Annotated in this window: 18 protein-coding genes and 1 tRNA gene; 7 read left to right on the top strand and 12 right to left on the bottom strand. The window is 41.9% G+C overall.

Features of this window, described 5'->3' with window-relative positions:
- Nucleotides 1–108 precede the first annotated feature (108 nt).
- The 9 genes from rplL to deoC all read right to left on the bottom strand — a co-directional run bounded on the left by rplL (nucleotide 109) and on the right by deoC (nucleotide 5,266).
- Nucleotides 109–471, bottom strand: a complete 363-nt coding sequence (rplL, locus tag MTN96_RS29160) for a 50S ribosomal protein L7/L12 (RefSeq protein ID WP_016710549.1) — start codon at nucleotides 469–471, stop codon at nucleotides 109–111.
- 74 nt (nucleotides 472–545) lie between these two features.
- Nucleotides 546–1,040, bottom strand: a complete 495-nt coding sequence (gene rplJ, locus MTN96_RS29155; protein ID WP_036981014.1) for a 50S ribosomal protein L10 — start codon at nucleotides 1,038–1,040, stop codon at nucleotides 546–548.
- A 320-nt stretch (nucleotides 1,041–1,360) separates the two neighbouring features.
- Nucleotides 1,361–2,065: a 50S ribosomal protein L1 gene (gene rplA / locus MTN96_RS29150; RefSeq protein ID WP_036981010.1), complete on the bottom strand. Its 705-nt coding sequence runs from the start codon at nucleotides 2,063–2,065 to the stop codon at nucleotides 1,361–1,363.
- 4 nt (nucleotides 2,066–2,069) lie between these two features.
- Nucleotides 2,070–2,498, bottom strand: a complete 429-nt coding sequence (gene rplK / locus MTN96_RS29145) for a 50S ribosomal protein L11 (protein ID WP_008108462.1) — start codon at nucleotides 2,496–2,498, stop codon at nucleotides 2,070–2,072.
- 217 nt (nucleotides 2,499–2,715) lie between these two features.
- Nucleotides 2,716–3,273: a transcription termination/antitermination protein NusG gene (gene nusG / locus MTN96_RS29140; RefSeq protein WP_013463844.1), complete on the bottom strand. Its 558-nt coding sequence runs from the start codon at nucleotides 3,271–3,273 to the stop codon at nucleotides 2,716–2,718.
- Between the two features lie 4 nt (nucleotides 3,274–3,277).
- Entirely contained in the window at nucleotides 3,278–3,655 is a 378-nt protein-coding gene (gene secE / locus MTN96_RS29135) for a preprotein translocase subunit SecE (RefSeq protein WP_036981008.1), read from the bottom strand.
- A 129-nt stretch (nucleotides 3,656–3,784) separates the two neighbouring features.
- A tRNA-Trp gene (locus MTN96_RS29130) sits at nucleotides 3,785–3,861 on the bottom strand.
- A gap of 165 nt (nucleotides 3,862–4,026) precedes the next feature.
- The gene (locus MTN96_RS29125) at nucleotides 4,027–4,530 is read right to left on the bottom strand and encodes a hypothetical protein (RefSeq protein WP_064663604.1); all 504 of its coding nucleotides are present in this window, start codon (nucleotides 4,528–4,530) and stop codon (nucleotides 4,027–4,029) included.
- Nucleotides 4,514–5,266, bottom strand: a complete 753-nt coding sequence (gene deoC / locus MTN96_RS29120) for a deoxyribose-phosphate aldolase (protein ID WP_069440245.1) — start codon at nucleotides 5,264–5,266, stop codon at nucleotides 4,514–4,516. Before deoC ends, MTN96_RS29125 begins: the two co-directional genes overlap by 17 nt.
- A 262-nt stretch (nucleotides 5,267–5,528) precedes the next feature.
- Here deoC and cysG point away from each other — a divergent pair, with 262 nt between their 5' ends.
- The 7 genes from cysG to MTN96_RS29085 all read left to right on the top strand — a co-directional run bounded on the left by cysG (nucleotide 5,529) and on the right by MTN96_RS29085 (nucleotide 14,098).
- Nucleotides 5,529–6,950, top strand: a complete 1,422-nt coding sequence (gene cysG / locus MTN96_RS29115; protein WP_138626638.1) for a siroheme synthase CysG — start codon at nucleotides 5,529–5,531, stop codon at nucleotides 6,948–6,950.
- 43 nt (nucleotides 6,951–6,993) lie between these two features.
- Nucleotides 6,994–7,893: a sulfate adenylyltransferase subunit CysD gene (cysD, locus tag MTN96_RS29110; RefSeq protein ID WP_008108450.1), complete on the top strand. Its 900-nt coding sequence runs from the start codon at nucleotides 6,994–6,996 to the stop codon at nucleotides 7,891–7,893.
- Nucleotides 7,893–9,317 carry a sulfate adenylyltransferase subunit CysN gene (cysN, locus tag MTN96_RS29105; protein WP_069440243.1) on the top strand — a complete coding sequence of 475 codons (1,425 nt, stop codon included), beginning with the start codon at nucleotides 7,893–7,895 and terminating at the stop codon, nucleotides 9,315–9,317. The genes cysD and cysN overlap by 1 nt, the downstream gene beginning before the upstream one ends.
- 33 nt (nucleotides 9,318–9,350) lie before the next feature.
- Nucleotides 9,351–11,075 carry an SLC13 family permease gene (locus MTN96_RS29100; RefSeq protein ID WP_069440242.1) on the top strand — a complete coding sequence of 575 codons (1,725 nt, stop codon included), beginning with the start codon at nucleotides 9,351–9,353 and terminating at the stop codon, nucleotides 11,073–11,075.
- A 33-nt stretch (nucleotides 11,076–11,108) separates the two neighbouring features.
- Entirely contained in the window at nucleotides 11,109–11,702 is a 594-nt protein-coding gene (gene cysC, locus MTN96_RS29095; protein WP_069440241.1) for an adenylyl-sulfate kinase, read from the top strand.
- A 9-nt stretch (nucleotides 11,703–11,711) separates the two neighbouring features.
- A complete protein-coding gene (cysQ, locus tag MTN96_RS29090) occupies nucleotides 11,712–12,482 on the top strand; it encodes a 3'(2'),5'-bisphosphate nucleotidase CysQ (RefSeq protein WP_069440240.1) in 771 nt (256 codons plus the stop codon).
- A gap of 350 nt (nucleotides 12,483–12,832) precedes the next feature.
- Complete coding sequence (locus tag MTN96_RS29085) at nucleotides 12,833–14,098, top strand: aromatic amino acid transport family protein (RefSeq protein WP_069440239.1); 1,266 nt, start codon at nucleotides 12,833–12,835, stop codon at nucleotides 14,096–14,098.
- 99 nt (nucleotides 14,099–14,197) lie between these two features.
- Here the strand turns inward: MTN96_RS29085 and speD are convergent, their stop codons facing one another.
- The 3 genes from speD to MTN96_RS29070 form a co-directional block, all read right to left on the bottom strand.
- Entirely contained in the window at nucleotides 14,198–15,010 is an 813-nt protein-coding gene (gene speD, locus MTN96_RS29080; RefSeq protein WP_036980988.1) for an adenosylmethionine decarboxylase, read from the bottom strand.
- 87 nt (nucleotides 15,011–15,097) lie between these two features.
- Entirely contained in the window at nucleotides 15,098–15,511 is a 414-nt protein-coding gene (locus MTN96_RS29075; RefSeq protein WP_036980986.1) for an OsmC family protein, read from the bottom strand.
- A gap of 95 nt (nucleotides 15,512–15,606) precedes the next feature.
- Entirely contained in the window at nucleotides 15,607–15,945 is a 339-nt protein-coding gene (locus tag MTN96_RS29070; RefSeq protein WP_036980984.1) for a DUF3802 family protein, read from the bottom strand.
- Nucleotides 15,946–16,005 lie beyond the last annotated feature (60 nt).

Raw genomic sequence — 16,005 nt, 5'->3', positions numbered from 1 at the left:
TTTATTTGCGCTATAAGAATAGTCGCTCTATAGCGCAAAAAGGCCGGTGATTAAATAATCACCAGCCCTTGCCTGATTTCTCAGGCAGCGAACCTAGCAAAAGCTAGATTACTTAACCTCAACTTCAGCACCAGCTTCAGTAAGTTCTTTAGCAAGAGCTTCAGCTTCTTCCTTAGAAACACCTTCTTTAACTGGAGTTGGAGCAGCTTCAACAAGTGCTTTAGCTTCTTTTAAGCCAAGACCAGTTGCGCCACGAACAGCTTTGATTGCCGCAACTTTATTAGCGCCAGCGCCAGTAAGGATTACGTCAAATTCTGTTTTCTCTTCAGCAGCTTCAGCAGCAGGACCTGCTACCATAGCAGCTGCAGCAGTTACGCCGAATTTTTCTTCCATTGCTTCAACTAGAGCAACAACGTCCATTACTGACATTTCAGCAATTGCGTCAAGGATTTGGTCTTTAGTTACAGACATTACAAATTTCCTAATAATTAACGGACTCTAAGGTCCAAATAAATTTACACCGAAAGGGATTAAGCAGCTTAAAATTAAGCAGCTTGCTCTTCTTTCTGTACACGTACTGCTTCAATTGTTTTACACAATTTACCAGCAGACGCTTCTTTCATAGCGCTCATTAAGCGTGCAACAGCTTCGTCGTATGTAGGTAGAGTTGCAAGCATAGCTGCGTCTACTACATTACCTTCAAAAGCGGCCGTTTTAAGCTCAAATTTCTCATTCTTTTTCGCGAAATCTGAGAAGATACGCGCAGCAGCACCTGGGTGCTCTGATGAGAAAGCAATTAAGCTTGGACCAACAAATGAATCAGATAGGCATTCAAAGTCCGTTCCTTCAAGAGCACGTTTAGCTAGAGTGTTACGGACAACTTTCATCCAAACACCATTTGCACGAGCTTCTTTACGAAGGGCAGTGATTGCACCAACTGTTACACCACGAGAATCTGCAACTACTGCAGATAGAGCACCAGTGGCTGCTTCGTTGACTTCAGCAACAATTGCTTTTTTGCCTTGAAGATTTAAAGCCATGGGTGTTACTCCTGGTTTAATGGGTTACCGTACATCGGCTTCCCTGTTTTACTCTTCCCCACCAATAAAGGTGGAGATGCTTTTTACGGCGAGAGCCAGAAGATTAGGAAAAATCTATCTGGGGATTCACACCGTCTACGTAGGTAATATTAAGGCCGAAGCCGCCTACGGTCTTGGACGGAAGCCCAATTTATCGCGTTGCCCTAAGGCGCTTCGAAATTATGGACTTCAACCCGAATTCTTTACTTTGTGATTAACTAAATTAATCAGCAAAATGGCGCAAAATTATAGTACAAATTTCACGCCATGTAAACACTCAATTAAGCAACAACTGTGCTTAAAGTGCTTTGGTCAACAGAAACACCTGCGCCCATTGTTGTAGAGATAGTTACTTTCTTCAAGTAAACACCTTTAGCTTGAGAAGGTTTAGCCTTCTTAAGCGCAACAATTAGAGCTTCAAGGTTTTGTTGTAACTGCTCAGCAGTGAAATCAACCTTACCAATCGTAGTATGGATGATACCATTTTTGTCATTGCGGTAACGCACTTGACCTGCTTTCGCATTTTTAACTGCTTCTGCAACGTTAGGTGTTACAGTACCAGTTTTAGGGTTTGGCATTAGACCACGTGGGCCTAAGATTTGACCTAGTTGACCAACAACACGCATAGCGTCTGGTGATGCAACAACAACGTCAAAATTCATCTCGCCTTTCTTAACTAGATCAGCAAGATCTTCCATGCCTACAAATTCAGCACCGGCTTCTTTTGCAGCTTCTGCATTAGCGCCTTGAGTGAATACAGCAACACGAACGTCACGACCAGTACCGTTAGGTAGTACAGTCGCACCACGAACGTTTTGATCAGATTTACGAGCATCGATACCAAGGTTAACAGCAACGTCAACACTTTCTACGAATTTAGCTGTCGCTAATTCTTTTAAAAGAGCAACTGCTTCGTTAATTTCGTAATCTTTAGTTACTTCCACTTTTTCGCGGATAGTACGCATACGTTTAGTTAATTTAGCCATTATCTTAGTCCTCTACGTTCAAGCCCATCGCACGCGCAGAACCTGCGATAGTGCGAACCGCAGCTTCTAAATCAGAAGCTGTAAGGTCTGGTTTCTTTGTCTCAACGATTTCTTCAAGTTGAGCACGAGTTACTGTGCCTACTTTTTCAGTGTTAGGACGGCCTGAACCAGATTTGATACCTGCAGCTTTCTTAAGTAAGTAAGCAGCCGGTGGCGTTTTCATGTCGAACGTAAATGAACGGTCGCCGTAAACAGAGATCACTACAGGAACTGGAGCGCCTTTTTCGATAGATTCTGTACGTGCGTTGAACGCTTTACAGAATTCCATGATGTTTACACCGTGTTGACCTAGTGCTGGACCTACTGGAGGACTAGGGTTAGCCATACCAGCAGCAACTTGTAGCTTGATTAGAGCTTCAACTTTCTTAGCCATTATAAATACCTCATTAGGTGGGTCTTAGCCTTGTGCGCGCGAGGACGCGTACTCTAGCGGCTTCCCAGTTTAAAAATTGGTTTCTCACTTTTTAGTAAACAGTTAAACAAACGTTTTCCCTGAATACAAAAAGGCCGCTGATTATAAGTTAATCAGCGGCCTTTTTCAAGCTTCGTGCCAAAAATTAAGAAACTTTTAACACAACGCTTTAAATCAATTACTTATCTTGTTCAACTTGACCAAACTCAAGTTCAACTGGCGTAGAACGACCAAAAATAAGTACCGATACTTTTACACGGCTCTTTTCGTAGTCAACTTCTTCAACCACACCACTAAAGTCAGCAAATGGACCATCAGTAACACGAACCACTTCACCTGGTTCAAATAATGTTGCTGGTTTAGGCGCTTCAGCGTTTTCTTGTAAGCGATTAAGAATGCGATCAGCTTCTTTAGAACTAATTGGTGCAGGACGGTCTGATGTGCCACCAATAAAGCCCATAACACGTTCAGTGCTATTTACTAAGTGCCAGCTTGCATCGTTCATATCCATTTGTACTAGTACGTAACCTGGGAAGAATTTACGCTCAGACTTACGCTTTTGACCAGCACGCATCTCAACTACTTCTTCAGTAGGAACTAATACTTCACCAAAGCTATCTTCTAGGCCTTTGATTTTAATGTGCTCTAATAATGTTTGAGCAACACGCTTCTCATAACCTGAGAAAGCTTGTACTACGTACCAACGTAGTTTCTTTTCGTTATTCTCATCCGACATGGGATCAGATCTCCAATCCAGTTAAAAAGCCTACAGCGCGGAATAAAATGCCATCTAATCCCCAAAGGATAAGTGCCATAATCACTGTTGCAACCATTACGATTAATGTCGTGTGCATTGTTTCTTGACGCGTTGGCCAAATTACTTTGCGTACTTCAATACGCGCTTCTTTAGCAAAAGCAAGGAAGGTACGTCCCTTAAAAGTTTGCGAAGCAATAGCTAAACCCGCCGCTATTGCAACCACAACGCCAATAGCACGTAGTAATACAGACTGATCTGCAAACATATGATTACCAACGACTGCGCCTGCAAGTAGCGCAATTGCTACTAACCACTTTACTGACTCCATCCCACTTGATGGTGTTTCTATATTCGTGCTCATAATATTATTACCTTAACTACAGACACAACAACCCTGCACGTCGACAGGGTTAATCCATTAAAATCTAAACTTAAAAACAAGCTTATTCAAACCAATTTTTAGTTCTAGACTTTATTCACTTGTAAAAATTGGCAGGGGCGGAGAGATTCGAACTCCCAACCGTCGGTTTTGGAGACCGCTGTTCTACCAATTGGAACTACGCCCCTGCAAAGTGGATGCCTATTATACTTACGCAATTCATTAACACAAGAGTAAAGATAGTCATCTGATAAAATCTTCACTGTTAATAAGTTTATAGGCCTGATAATCAAATTAATCCTGTGGCTTTCATCCGTTTAGAAACATTTAATACGTATTAGTCAAATCACTTTTTAATGATCCACTCGTAATAACTCACCGCGATAAAAATCACACAATAACCATATTTGTTCAAATTGATGGGTATTTGGAAAACATACTTTTTTGACTGCCGCTTCAAAGTCGCTCTTATGCCAAATAGTACTAGCGTTACGAATTAACAACCACGTACGCTTTGAATAATAACGCTTAGTCGCTTTTTGTTTTAATAAGCGCTCCAACGCTGATTGCAACCGGTGTTCGCTTGGTTGTTGCGCCATGTCGGCTAAATCACGCTGCATTTGTATCGACAGTGGCCGGCCTAACACGGCCATGGCTTCCGTTTCACTGGCATATAAATGCGCCACCTCTATATCGAGTTGCTGATTTTCTTGATAACAGCTTACATCGGGTCTATTCGGTTCATTGTGCCAAATATGGCGCATGTGAATTCCCGTTTGTTGTTCATAACATCGCAAAAACAACTTGGCCGCATCGTGCTCTAATTGTTGTTTTTCGGCATCACTGCTGCGCTTCATTCAACACCTTATAAACGTCATTTAACAGCGATGAGGCGCCAAACCTAAATGTATCTGGTGCTAAATAATCATGCCCCATAATCTCGGTTGCTAGGTGCAAATAAGCATTTGCATCTACTGTGGTTTTGATTCCACCTGCAGCCTTAAAACCAACTCGCTTTGATGATTTTTTGATGGTTTTAAGCATTATTTCAGTTGCTTCAAGCGTGGCATTCACCGCGACTTTTCCTGTACTGGTTTTTACAAAATCAGCCCCGCCTTGGATGGCAAGTTCAGTTGCTTGAGTAATAAATGCTACCGTTTTTAGCTCGCCAGTTTCAATGATCACTTTGAGCTTAGCACGGCTGCCACATACCTTTTTACTCTCACTCACGTATTCCAGCACGGTATCTACTTCACCTTTTAAAAGTGCTTTATAAGGAATAACTAGATCAATTTCATCGGCCCCCCGCTCTAAAGCTATTAGCGTTTCATTAAGCACTTCATTGAGTGGCGCATCACCAGAGGGAAAGTTAGTTACGGTGGCCACCTTTACATGGCTCAATAAGCGATTAGCAAGTGCTATTTTAGCGTCATCAACAAATTCACTAAACACACAAAGTGCAGCAGGCGTGCCTAGTTTAGGATTTATACTGTTTACTAATGCGCTAATACTGGCTTGACTATCATCAGTGTTTAAACTGGTTAAGTCCATTAAGCTAACGGCTAGCGTGGCGTTTTGAGTATTGTATGTCATTTTATGCCTATGAAATTGTGTGACCTTAAACTATATAAGCATCATAGCTTAAACTTGCTATAGTTCATAACCAAACACTATAAGCGCGTTTTTTATACTAAACGTCACTCTACCCCTTACTAAATACGATTTAGACCTAAAAAACATAATTGATATAACTTTTAAGAATAACAACTAAGATTTAATTATTTTTTACTTATCAATAGCCACTATATTCTGCTTCTCAGTTAAACACTTTATTATTTTTTAGGGGCGTTATTCAGTGCAATATTTACCTATCTTTACCAAACTCGACAACAAACCCGTATTGGTTGTTGGCGGTGGAGAGGTTGCCTTGCGAAAATGCCGTGCGTTTTTAAAAGCACGCGCCAATGTAACGCTAGTTGCCCCTTGGTTTTGCGAAGAATTAAAAGAACATGCGCACAACAATGAAGTTACTTTAATAGATGCCTATTTTGAAGAGTCACATCTTGATGGCAAAATTTTGATTATTGCCGCCACCGACAATGATGAAGTTAATAATACGGTTTTTGAACTCGCCAATGCACGTAATGTGTTTGTGAACGTGGTGGATGATCAACCTAAATGTACCTTTATTTTTCCCTCTATTGTTGATCGCAACCCAATTACCATAGCGATTTCAAGTGCAGGTACCGCACCGGTATTAGCAAGACGTTTACGTGAAAAGCTCGAAACTCTAATCCCGCAGCATATCGGCCCACTCGCTAACTTGGTCGGTGGCTTTCGCCATAAAGTAAAGCAACGCTTTAAACATTTTGCTGATCGTCGCCAATTTTGGGAAGGCGTGTTTGATTCATCAGTAGTAAGCAAAGTCCAAACCGGTGATACCCATGGCGCTGAGCAACAACTAGAGCAAATGCTAGATGCCAAAGTTGAACCAGAAGGCGAAGTATACGTAGTCGGTGCAGGCCCAGGCGACCCGGAGCTACTCACACTAAAAGCGCTGCAACTAATGCAACAAGCCGATGTGGTGGTATATGATTACTTGGTATCCGATGAAATTATGGAATTAGTGCGTCGCGATGCCGATTTAATCTGTGTGGGTAAGCGCTTAGGCGATCACAGCGTAGCTCAAGAAGATACAAATAAGATGTTGGTTGATTTAGCACAACAAGGTAAAAAAGTGTGCCGAATTAAAGGGGGTGACCCATTTATTTATGGCCGTGGTGGCGAAGAAGTACAAGTACTGGCAGCCAATAACGTAAATTACCAAATAGTGCCAGGTATAACGGCAGCCGCCGGATGTAGTGCCTACGCAGGTATTCCTTTAACGCATCGCGACCATGCCCAAGCTATTCAGTTTGTTACCGGACACTGTAAAAAAGAAGGCCAAGAGCTTAATTGGCAGTCGCTTGCACAAAAAAACCAAACACTGGCTATTTATATGGGGGTAATTAAATCGCCGCATATTCAAGCCGAGCTGTTAAAACATGGGCGAGCAGCAACAACACCAGTGGCCATAATTGAAAACGGTACACGCAAAAATCAACGTGTTGTCACAGGACAGTTAGGCCAATTAGCGCAGCTCATTGAGCAGCATCAAATTATTTCACCCGCGTTACTGATTATTGGTGAAGTAGCTTCGCTGCATCAAGAATTACACTGGTTTGGTGAAAAAGCGCAGATCAGTAGCTTTGCTCAACCACTTACAGACGTAGCGTAATTTAACAGATTTTAATTTAATCATTTTAGTAGGACGACCAACAATGGCTTTAACTCACCTTCAGCAACTTGAAGCTGAAAGTATCAAAATCATGCGCGAAGTCGCCGCTGAGTTTGAGAACCCAGTTATGCTTTACTCAATCGGTAAAGACTCATCGGTACTTTTGCATTTAGCTCGTAAAGCATTTTACCCTGCAAAAATTCCGTTTCCGTTATTACACGTAGACACCAACTGGAAGTTTCGTGAAATGATTGAGTTTCGCGACCGTTTAGCCAAAGAGTATGGCTTTGATTTAATCGTACACAAAAACCCTGAAGGCATCGAAATGGGTGTAGGCCCATTCACCCATGGTTCGGGTAAACATACAGATATCATGAAAACTCAAGGGCTAAAGCAAGCGCTCAATAAATACGGTTTTGACGCCGCATTTGGTGGCGCACGCCGTGATGAGGAAAAATCACGGGCTAAAGAGCGCGTGTATTCATTTCGTGATAAACACCATCGCTGGGATCCTAAAAACCAACGTCCTGAGCTTTGGAATACCTATAACAGCCAAGTGAACCCAGGAGAAAGCATTCGTGTATTCCCGCTGTCTAACTGGACTGAACTAGATATTTGGCAATACATATATCAAGAAAATATCGAAATGGTGCCACTGTACCTTGCTAAAGAGCGCCCTGTAGTAGAGCGCGATGGTACTTTAATTATGGTTGATGACGATCGCATGCCACTTAATGAAGGTGAAGTACCGCAAATGAAGTCGGTTCGCTTTCGAACCTTAGGCTGTTATCCACTCACTGGCGCAGTTGAATCAACGGCCAGCAATCTAACCGAAATTATTGAAGAAATGCTGCTTTCATCGTCATCTGAACGTGAAGGTCGAGTGATTGATCATGATTCAGCAGGCTCTATGGAGAAGAAAAAACGTGAGGGGTATTTCTAATGTCTAACCTAAATAACGATACATTTAATGAAGTAAAAGAAATTGGTATAGACGCTTACCTAGCACGTCAACAAGATAAAAGCTTATTGCGTATGCTGACTTGTGGCAGTGTGGATGACGGTAAATCAACCCTCATTGGCCGCCTATTACACGACAGTCACCAAATTTATGAAGATCAGCTAGCCGCGCTTCATAAAGATAACGAAAAAGTGGGTAACGCCGGTGAAGATCTTGATTTAGCACTGTTAGTAGATGGCCTACAAGCTGAGCGTGAGCAAGGCATAACAATTGACGTAGCGTACCGTTACTTTTCAACCGCTAAGCGTAAGTTTATTATTGCCGACACCCCTGGGCATGAGCAGTACACCCGTAACATGGTAACGGGTGCATCAACCAGTGATGTTGCCATTATTTTAGTGGATGCACGTTATGGCGTGCAGGTACAAACTAAGCGTCATAGCTTTATTTGTGACTCATTAGGTATTAAGCAGTTCGTGGTTGCGGTTAACAAAATGGACATTGTTGATTTTGATGAAACCGTTTATGAAAAAATTAAAGCCGATTATTTAAAATTTGCCGAGCAACTTAACGTATCAAATATTAAGTTTGTGCCTATGTCGGCGCTTAAAGGCGATAACGTAGTAACTCGCTCTGCACACACTCCTTATTACACCGACAAACCATTGCTTGAGCTGTTAGAAGATTCACCAGCCGCTGAAATCGACACCGGTTTTGAAGCGCGTCTTCCGGTGCAATACGTGGTACGCCCTAATCTAAACTTCCGTGGTTTTCAAGGCACGCTTACATCGGGTAAATTACGTGTAGGTGATGAAGTAAAGGCACTGCCTTCAGGTAAAACATCACATATTAAAGAAATTGTTACTTTTGATGGCAACCTAGATACTGCACAAGCTGGCCAAGCAATCACAGTGACACTTAATACTGAAATAGATATTAGCCGAGGGGATGTGATTGTACCGGCAAACTCGCAAGCTCAAGTAACCAACCAATTACAGGCTAAAATTGTGTGGATGCACGAATCGCCATTGGTACTCGGTAAAAGCTATAACCTTAAACTTGGCAGTAAAAACACCTCGGCCACGGTCACAAAAATTGACCACACTATTGATGTAAACACCCTAGAGCATGGCAGCGCAGATTCATTACAGTTAAACGAAATTGCGATTGTAACACTGGAGCTGACCGAGACTATTTTAGCGGATCAGTACCATCACAATCATGAAACCGGTTCGTTTATTCTTATTGACCGTTTATCAAACTTAACGGTTGCAGCAGGAATGATAGAGCAAGTACTGCAAAGTGAAGAAAATGCGGGTAAATTTAGCGACTTTGAAGTTGAATTTAATGCCCTCGTACGCAAGCACTTTCCACATTGGCAAGCGCTTGATATTTCAAAGCTATAACATTAATGAACGCCTGTTAGGAACATTTAAAGCATGGTAGAACAGCTCATTTTAACAGGCATTATGTTGCTTTTAGTCGGGTGCCTGTTTGGCACCCGTATTAATCCTGCGTGGTTATTTGTCAGTGCCATAGGCACCAGCTACCTAGCGGGGTTAATTGACTTAGAAAGCATGCTGGTTAATTATACTAATCCATCATTAATCACCTTAGTGTTATTAATTTTAGTGTCGATAGCGATAGAAAAAACCACGCTTATTCAACGCTTAGCTAAATCGTTATCCAGTGGCAGTTTAGTAAAATCAGTGACCAAGCTTGGGCTTTCTACGGCGTTTTTGTCTTCCTTTACTAACAATACTGCGGTGGTTGCTTCTTTAATTACCGCCATAAAAGATAACCCAAACCACTCCCCTTCAAAGCTGTTGCTACCCTTGTCGTACACCGCAATTTTAGGCGGTACTATTACACTCATCGGTACCTCTACTAACTTAATCGTAAATGGCTTTGCAGTAGATGCGGGGATGGCACCATTAGGCTTTTTTGATTTTACCTTAGTGGGTTTAGGCGCACTCAGTGTTGGCTTAATCACTATTTTGGTGATGCTAAAATGCCTGCCCGACAATGGTAAAAATAGCCAAGAGGTGGTGCCTTTTTATTTAGAAGGGAAAGTACAAACCGGCTCTAAACTAATAAACCGCACCGTTGAAGAAAACGGTTTACGCGATTTAAAAGACTTGTTTTTGGCTGAAATTATTCGCGATGGCAATCGCATTTGCGCCGTGACCCCCCAACATATTATTCAACAAGACGACATACTGCTGTTTGTAGGCGATATAAAGTCAGTGCCTTTGCTCACTCGCTTTGATGGATTAAAAGTAGTGCACGACAAACACGAGAAAGACATTGAACACCTCGTTGAAGTTGTGGTTAGCCAGTCGTCTAAGTTAATTGGCAAAACGGTAAAAGAAGCCCGCTTTAGAGAGCAGTTTCATGCGGCCGTTATTGCTATTCGCCGTGGGCATGACCGTTTACGAGGTGGGCTTGGCCAAGTGCGATTACAAGCGGGTGATTCATTAATCCTCGCACCAGGAAAAAGCTTTTATAGCCTCACGAACTTAAAACGCGAGTTTGTGTATATTTCAGGGCTTGATTTACAAACCCACCTCAACGCAAAACAATCAAATATTGTGTTGTTAAGCTTTGCGGGTGTGCTGGGGTTAAGTATTTTAGGTGCAGTACCGCTGGTTAAAGGCTTGTTAGTGTTACTTATTGGGCTGATGATGTGTGGCACGATTAAGCTGAGCGAAATAAAACGCCGCTTTCCTATTGAGTTACTTGCCGTAGTAGGTAGTGCCATAGGTTTAGCTAAACTGATGATAGGCACCGGCCTTGCTGGGCAAATATCAGACGCCATGTTTGTAGTGCTAGGCGACTTTGGCCCTTATGGCGCGTTTATCGCAATCTTTTTAATGACGGTGTTATTTACCGAATTGATCACTAATAACGCCGCAGCGGCACTTTCGTTTCCGGTTGCCTACTCATTGGCTATTGGCTTTAACGTAGAACCTTTGCCGTTTATTATGGCGGTTGCATTTGGCGCCTCAGCCAGCTTTATTTCACCTTTTGGTTATCAAACTAACTTAATGGTTTATAGCGCGGGTAACTACCGACTAAAAGACTATGTAATGATGGGGCTACCCCTTTCTATTATTTATTCAATTACCGTACTAACTTTGATCCCGCTGGTATTTCCGTTTTAATGCCCGCGCTTATAGCATAAAGAGACACAGCAAATGGATAACAATATTGTTTGGCATAATTACGCCACCACTAAAGTACAGCGCAGCAAACAAAAAAAGCATAAGCCGGCTATTTTATGGTTTACTGGTTTTTCTGGCTCAGGTAAAAGCACCGTTGCTAATGCACTAGAAGCGGCACTCAATCAGCAAGGTGCGCACACGTACCTACTTGATGGCGACAATGTTCGCCATGGTTTATGTAAAGATTTGGGCTTTAGTGATGCCGATCGCGTTGAAAATATCCGCCGCGTAGGCGAAACAGCCAAGCTAATGGTTGACGCTGGTTTGTTAGTCCTTACTGCGTTTATATCTCCTTTTAAAGCTGAGCGCGACATGGTTCGTGAGTTAGTAGATGAAGGTGAATTTATCGAAGTTTTTATCGACACCCCTCTTGAGGTGTGCGAAAGCCGCGACCCAAAAGGCTTATACAAAAAAGCACGCGCCGGTGAAATTAAACACTTTACCGGGATTGATTCAACCTATCAGCCGCCGGTTAATCCTGAAATAATTTTAGATACCAGTAAAAACACCCTAGACCAATCGGTAGCTCAACTGATAACGTATCTAAAACATCAGCATATACTATAGGCCCATGTAATGAACCACACTGAACTGCTAGAAGAAACCCTTATTCTCGCCCGCAAAGCGGGCAGCGCGATTATGGGTATTTACAATAAAGACTTTAACGTTGAGTACAAAGCCGATGAAAGCCCTGTAACCGACGCCGACTTAGCAGCTCATAAAATCATTAGTGCAGGACTAAAAGAGCTCACCCCAGATATCCCTGTGCTTAGTGAAGAAAGTGCCGATATTGGTTGGGATGTACGCCAAACATGGAAAAGCTACTGGCTGGTTGACCCAATCGATGGCACCAAAGAATTTATAAAAAAGAACGGCGAGTTTACCGTTAATATTGCCCTAATCGAAAATGGCAAACCGGTTTTAGCCGTGGTTGATGCCCCTGCACTGGGTGTATCTTATTTAGCCGCCGAAGCCATTGGTGCTTTTAAAGATAAAGGCGATGAGCGCATCGAGCTTAAAGTTACCACCAAGCCTAACAAAGGCCTTATTCGTGTTGTAGGTAGCCGCTCCCACCCTTCCCCTGATTTAGCTGAATTTGTAAAACGCTTTGATGAGGTTGAAATGGTATCAAAAGGCAGCTCACTCAAACTGTGTTTAGTCGCCGAAGGCAGCGCCGACATTTACCCGCGCTTAGGCCCAACTTGTGAATGGGATACCGGAGCAGGCCACGCCATCGCCGAAATAGCCGGTGCAAAAGTAACTCAACTTGATGGCAGCCCGCTTTTATATAACACCAAAGATGAATATTTGAACCCGTATTTTGTAGTGAGTGCGGTGGAAGAATAAAAGCTAAGAGTTGCGAGCTACGGGCTTAGAGTCGCGAGTAGCTCAATGGCAATTTAAACACCGTAGGTTGGGTTGAGTGGAACGAAACCCAACAAGCACTTAGCACTTTAACAAATACATATAAATATATTCCCCACACTCTTAACTCAAAAAAGTGAACATTATTCACGCATTTCGCGGCATATTCCTACACTAATTGCGCAGCTTTTAAACGCTGTTTCGTATTCGTGACAGTCAGTAACTAATACGCTACAACAAATTTATATCCAAGACATAAAAACACATGAAATGAGTGCCTAAAAACTATATTCTTCGGCGCAATTATTATTATAAATAATGGATACACACACATGACAACATCTCAAGGTGCAACGCTTTCAAATGCATCATCACAAGACACACACACGTCAAAATGGAACCTACATGATACGCAGTGGACACTGAGCCTTTTTGGCACCGCAGTGGGCGCGGGCATTTTATTTTTACCTATCAATATTGGTATAGGCGGGTTCTGGCCGCTGATTATTCTAGCAAGCTTAGCCTTTCCAATGACCTTTTTGGCGCACCGTGGTTTGGCGCGTTTTGTATTATCGTCAAAAAATAAAGAGGCTGACTTTACCGATGTAGTAGAAGAGCACTTTGGCGTAAATGCGGGTCGACTGATCTCCTTGTTATACTTTTTATCGATTTTCCCTATTTTGCTTATTTACGGTGTGGGCTTAACCAATACGGTAGACAGCTTTATGGTCAATCAATTAGGGATGGAGTCGCCGTCACGCGTTGCTTTATCGGGTATTTTAGTTGCGCTAATGATTGGCTTAATGATGGGCGGTGAGCGCTTAATGCTGCGCGCCTTTGCTATTTTAGTTTACCCGTTAGTAGGTATTTTATTCTTTTTGTCTTTGTATTTAATCCCAAGCTGGCAAATGCCCGATACAAGCTTGCCTGAACTTGGCAGCTTTAGTAAAACACTTTGGTTATCAATTCCTATTATTGTATTTTCGTTTAGCCATGCAGCGGCTATTTCAAGCTTTGTTAATAAACAACGCAGTCACTACGGTGAACTAGCAACGTCTAAGTCAGAAGCAATTCTAAAACGTACCAGCTTATTACTGATCACCTTTGTTTTGTTATTTGTATTCTCGTGTGTGTTATCGCTTACAGGTGAGCAAATGGCAGAAGCCAAAGCGGCAAACGTCTCTGTTTTGTCTTACTTAGCTAATATTACAGAAAACTCATTTATTGCAACGCTGGGACCTTTGGTTGCCTTTATTGCTATTATGTCGTCGTTTTTAGGTCACTTTTTAGGGGCGCGCGAAAGCTTTACTGGGTTAGTGACTAAACACTCAAGCATGAGCCCTAAAGTGGCTGACAAAGTGGGTGCGGTACTGATGTTTTTCGCTATTTGGTTCTGCGCGGTTAAAAACCCAAGCATACTAGATATGATGGATCAGTTATCAGGCCCAATCATTGCGATGATTTTATTCATTATGCCAATGATTGCAGTTTACAAAGTGCCTAGCTTACAAAAGTACCGTAATCGTTTAAGTACCTTATTTGTACTGGCTGTCGGTTCATTAGCTGTGTGTGCGTTACTGTACAGCATGCTTAGCTAAGCAAGTATTTTTTACAAAAGCCCTGCTCATTTACTTGAGCTTTCTCAGACAAATAAAAATGGCGCTCAATGAGCGCCATTTTTATTTAATTCGTTGCTATTATTCTGTATCTGGCAGGTTACGGCCATAGAATATTTCTTGCATTTCACGCGTTAGTTTTGAGCGAATCTCTTCTTCTTCGTCATCTGACAAATCATCAGTAGATAAACCAAATAAATACGTATTTAAATCGGTCTCTTTTAGCATCATTTTGGTATGGAACAGGTTTTCTTGATACACGTTCACGTCCATCATTTGGTACGCTTCTTTGGTATCTTCTGTCATGAAGTTTTGAATCGAATTAATTGCATGGTCAATGTAATGTTTAACGCCGTTTACATCACGGGTAAAACCACGCACACGGTAATCAATCGTTACCACATCAGACTCAAGGCTATGGATTAAGAAGTTTAACGCTTTAAGCGGCGAAATAATGCCACAGGTTGATACTTCAATATCAGCACGGAAAGTACAAATACCATCATCAGGGTGTGCTTCAGGGTACGTGTGAACACAAATGTGACTTTTATCAAGGTGTGCAACCACTGAGTCAGGTAACGGCCCTGGTGCTTCATCAGCATCATAATTTTGCTGCTCTTCTACTGGCTCTTCTGAAACCAAGATAGTTACGCTGGCACCTTGTGGCTCGTAATCTTGACGTGCAATATTTAAAATATTGGCACCAATAATATCAACCACATCACCTAAAATGTCGGTTAGTCTATCTGCACTATACTGCTCATCGATATATTCTATATATTCTTTACGTTGTTGCTCTGTTTTTGCATAGCAAATATCGTAAATACTAAAGCTTAGGCTTTTAGTTAAATTATTAAAGCCATGAAGTTTAAGTTTATCGAAGGGTTTGTTCATATAAACCAACCTATAAATTAGTGAAATCTGCACCTGCAGAATGAAAAGTTCGCGGATTTTATACGAATTTTACTCACGGAAAAAGCGTTATTTTGCCTGTTCTTGAACAACTTCATGGCTGTGGGTAATTTCTACTGTTTTATCAAGCATTAATGCAACTGAACAATACTTTTCTGCCGAAAGCGAAACCGCTCTTTCTAGGTGCTTTTCAGATACATTATTACCGGTTACAACAAAGTGTAAATTAATTTTGGTGAACACGCGCGGGGCTGTTTCTGCTCGTTCAGCGGTTAACTGCACATCTACTGATGAGAACTCTTGCTTAGTTTTTTTTAAAATACTCACCACATCAACCGATGAACAACCACCAACCGACATCAATACCATTTCCATTGGGCTAGGTGCTGCTCCGTCACTGCCCGCATCAAACACGACATTATGATTGCTATTAGAGCGACCGATGTAAGTATTACCTTCAACCCATTTTACATTTGCTTGCATTGTTTTATCTCAATAATTTATATTCATTACACGCAGACACTCGCACGCATTTAAAATTAAATAGCGAATAAAGCGTGGTTTTAAAGGGGGAAATATTAACTAATAGCGTTATCAAATAAGTTTTTGACTAGCCCTGCAAACTCATCAATAAAAGCATGCTGTTCAACTGTGGCGGTGTGAGAAGTCACACTGCTGAGTACTTCTTGTAAGTCGTAAACAATGCCATCAACTTCGCGTACAATTTGACTACGCTGCTCTGTAGATAGATCGGGGTGTTGTTGACAAATGCGTATGACATTTTCGGCAATTACATCTTCAATTAACTCAATAACCGTTGGTGCACCTGGCTTTATTTCACCTGGTTTTTCAAACAACGCTAAGTTCTGAGTTAGGTACATTATTAAGTCATCGTACCCTTGCCTGTTTAAAACCATTGTCTACTTACCTTGAAAATACTGGTTGCTTAATTTAAGCAGAAAGCACTGATAATTGCT

The organism is Pseudoalteromonas sp. 2CM28B, assembly GCF_023161935.1.
The sequence above is the reverse complement of the archived record's forward strand: the minus strand, read 5'-3'. Positions and strand labels throughout refer to the sequence as shown.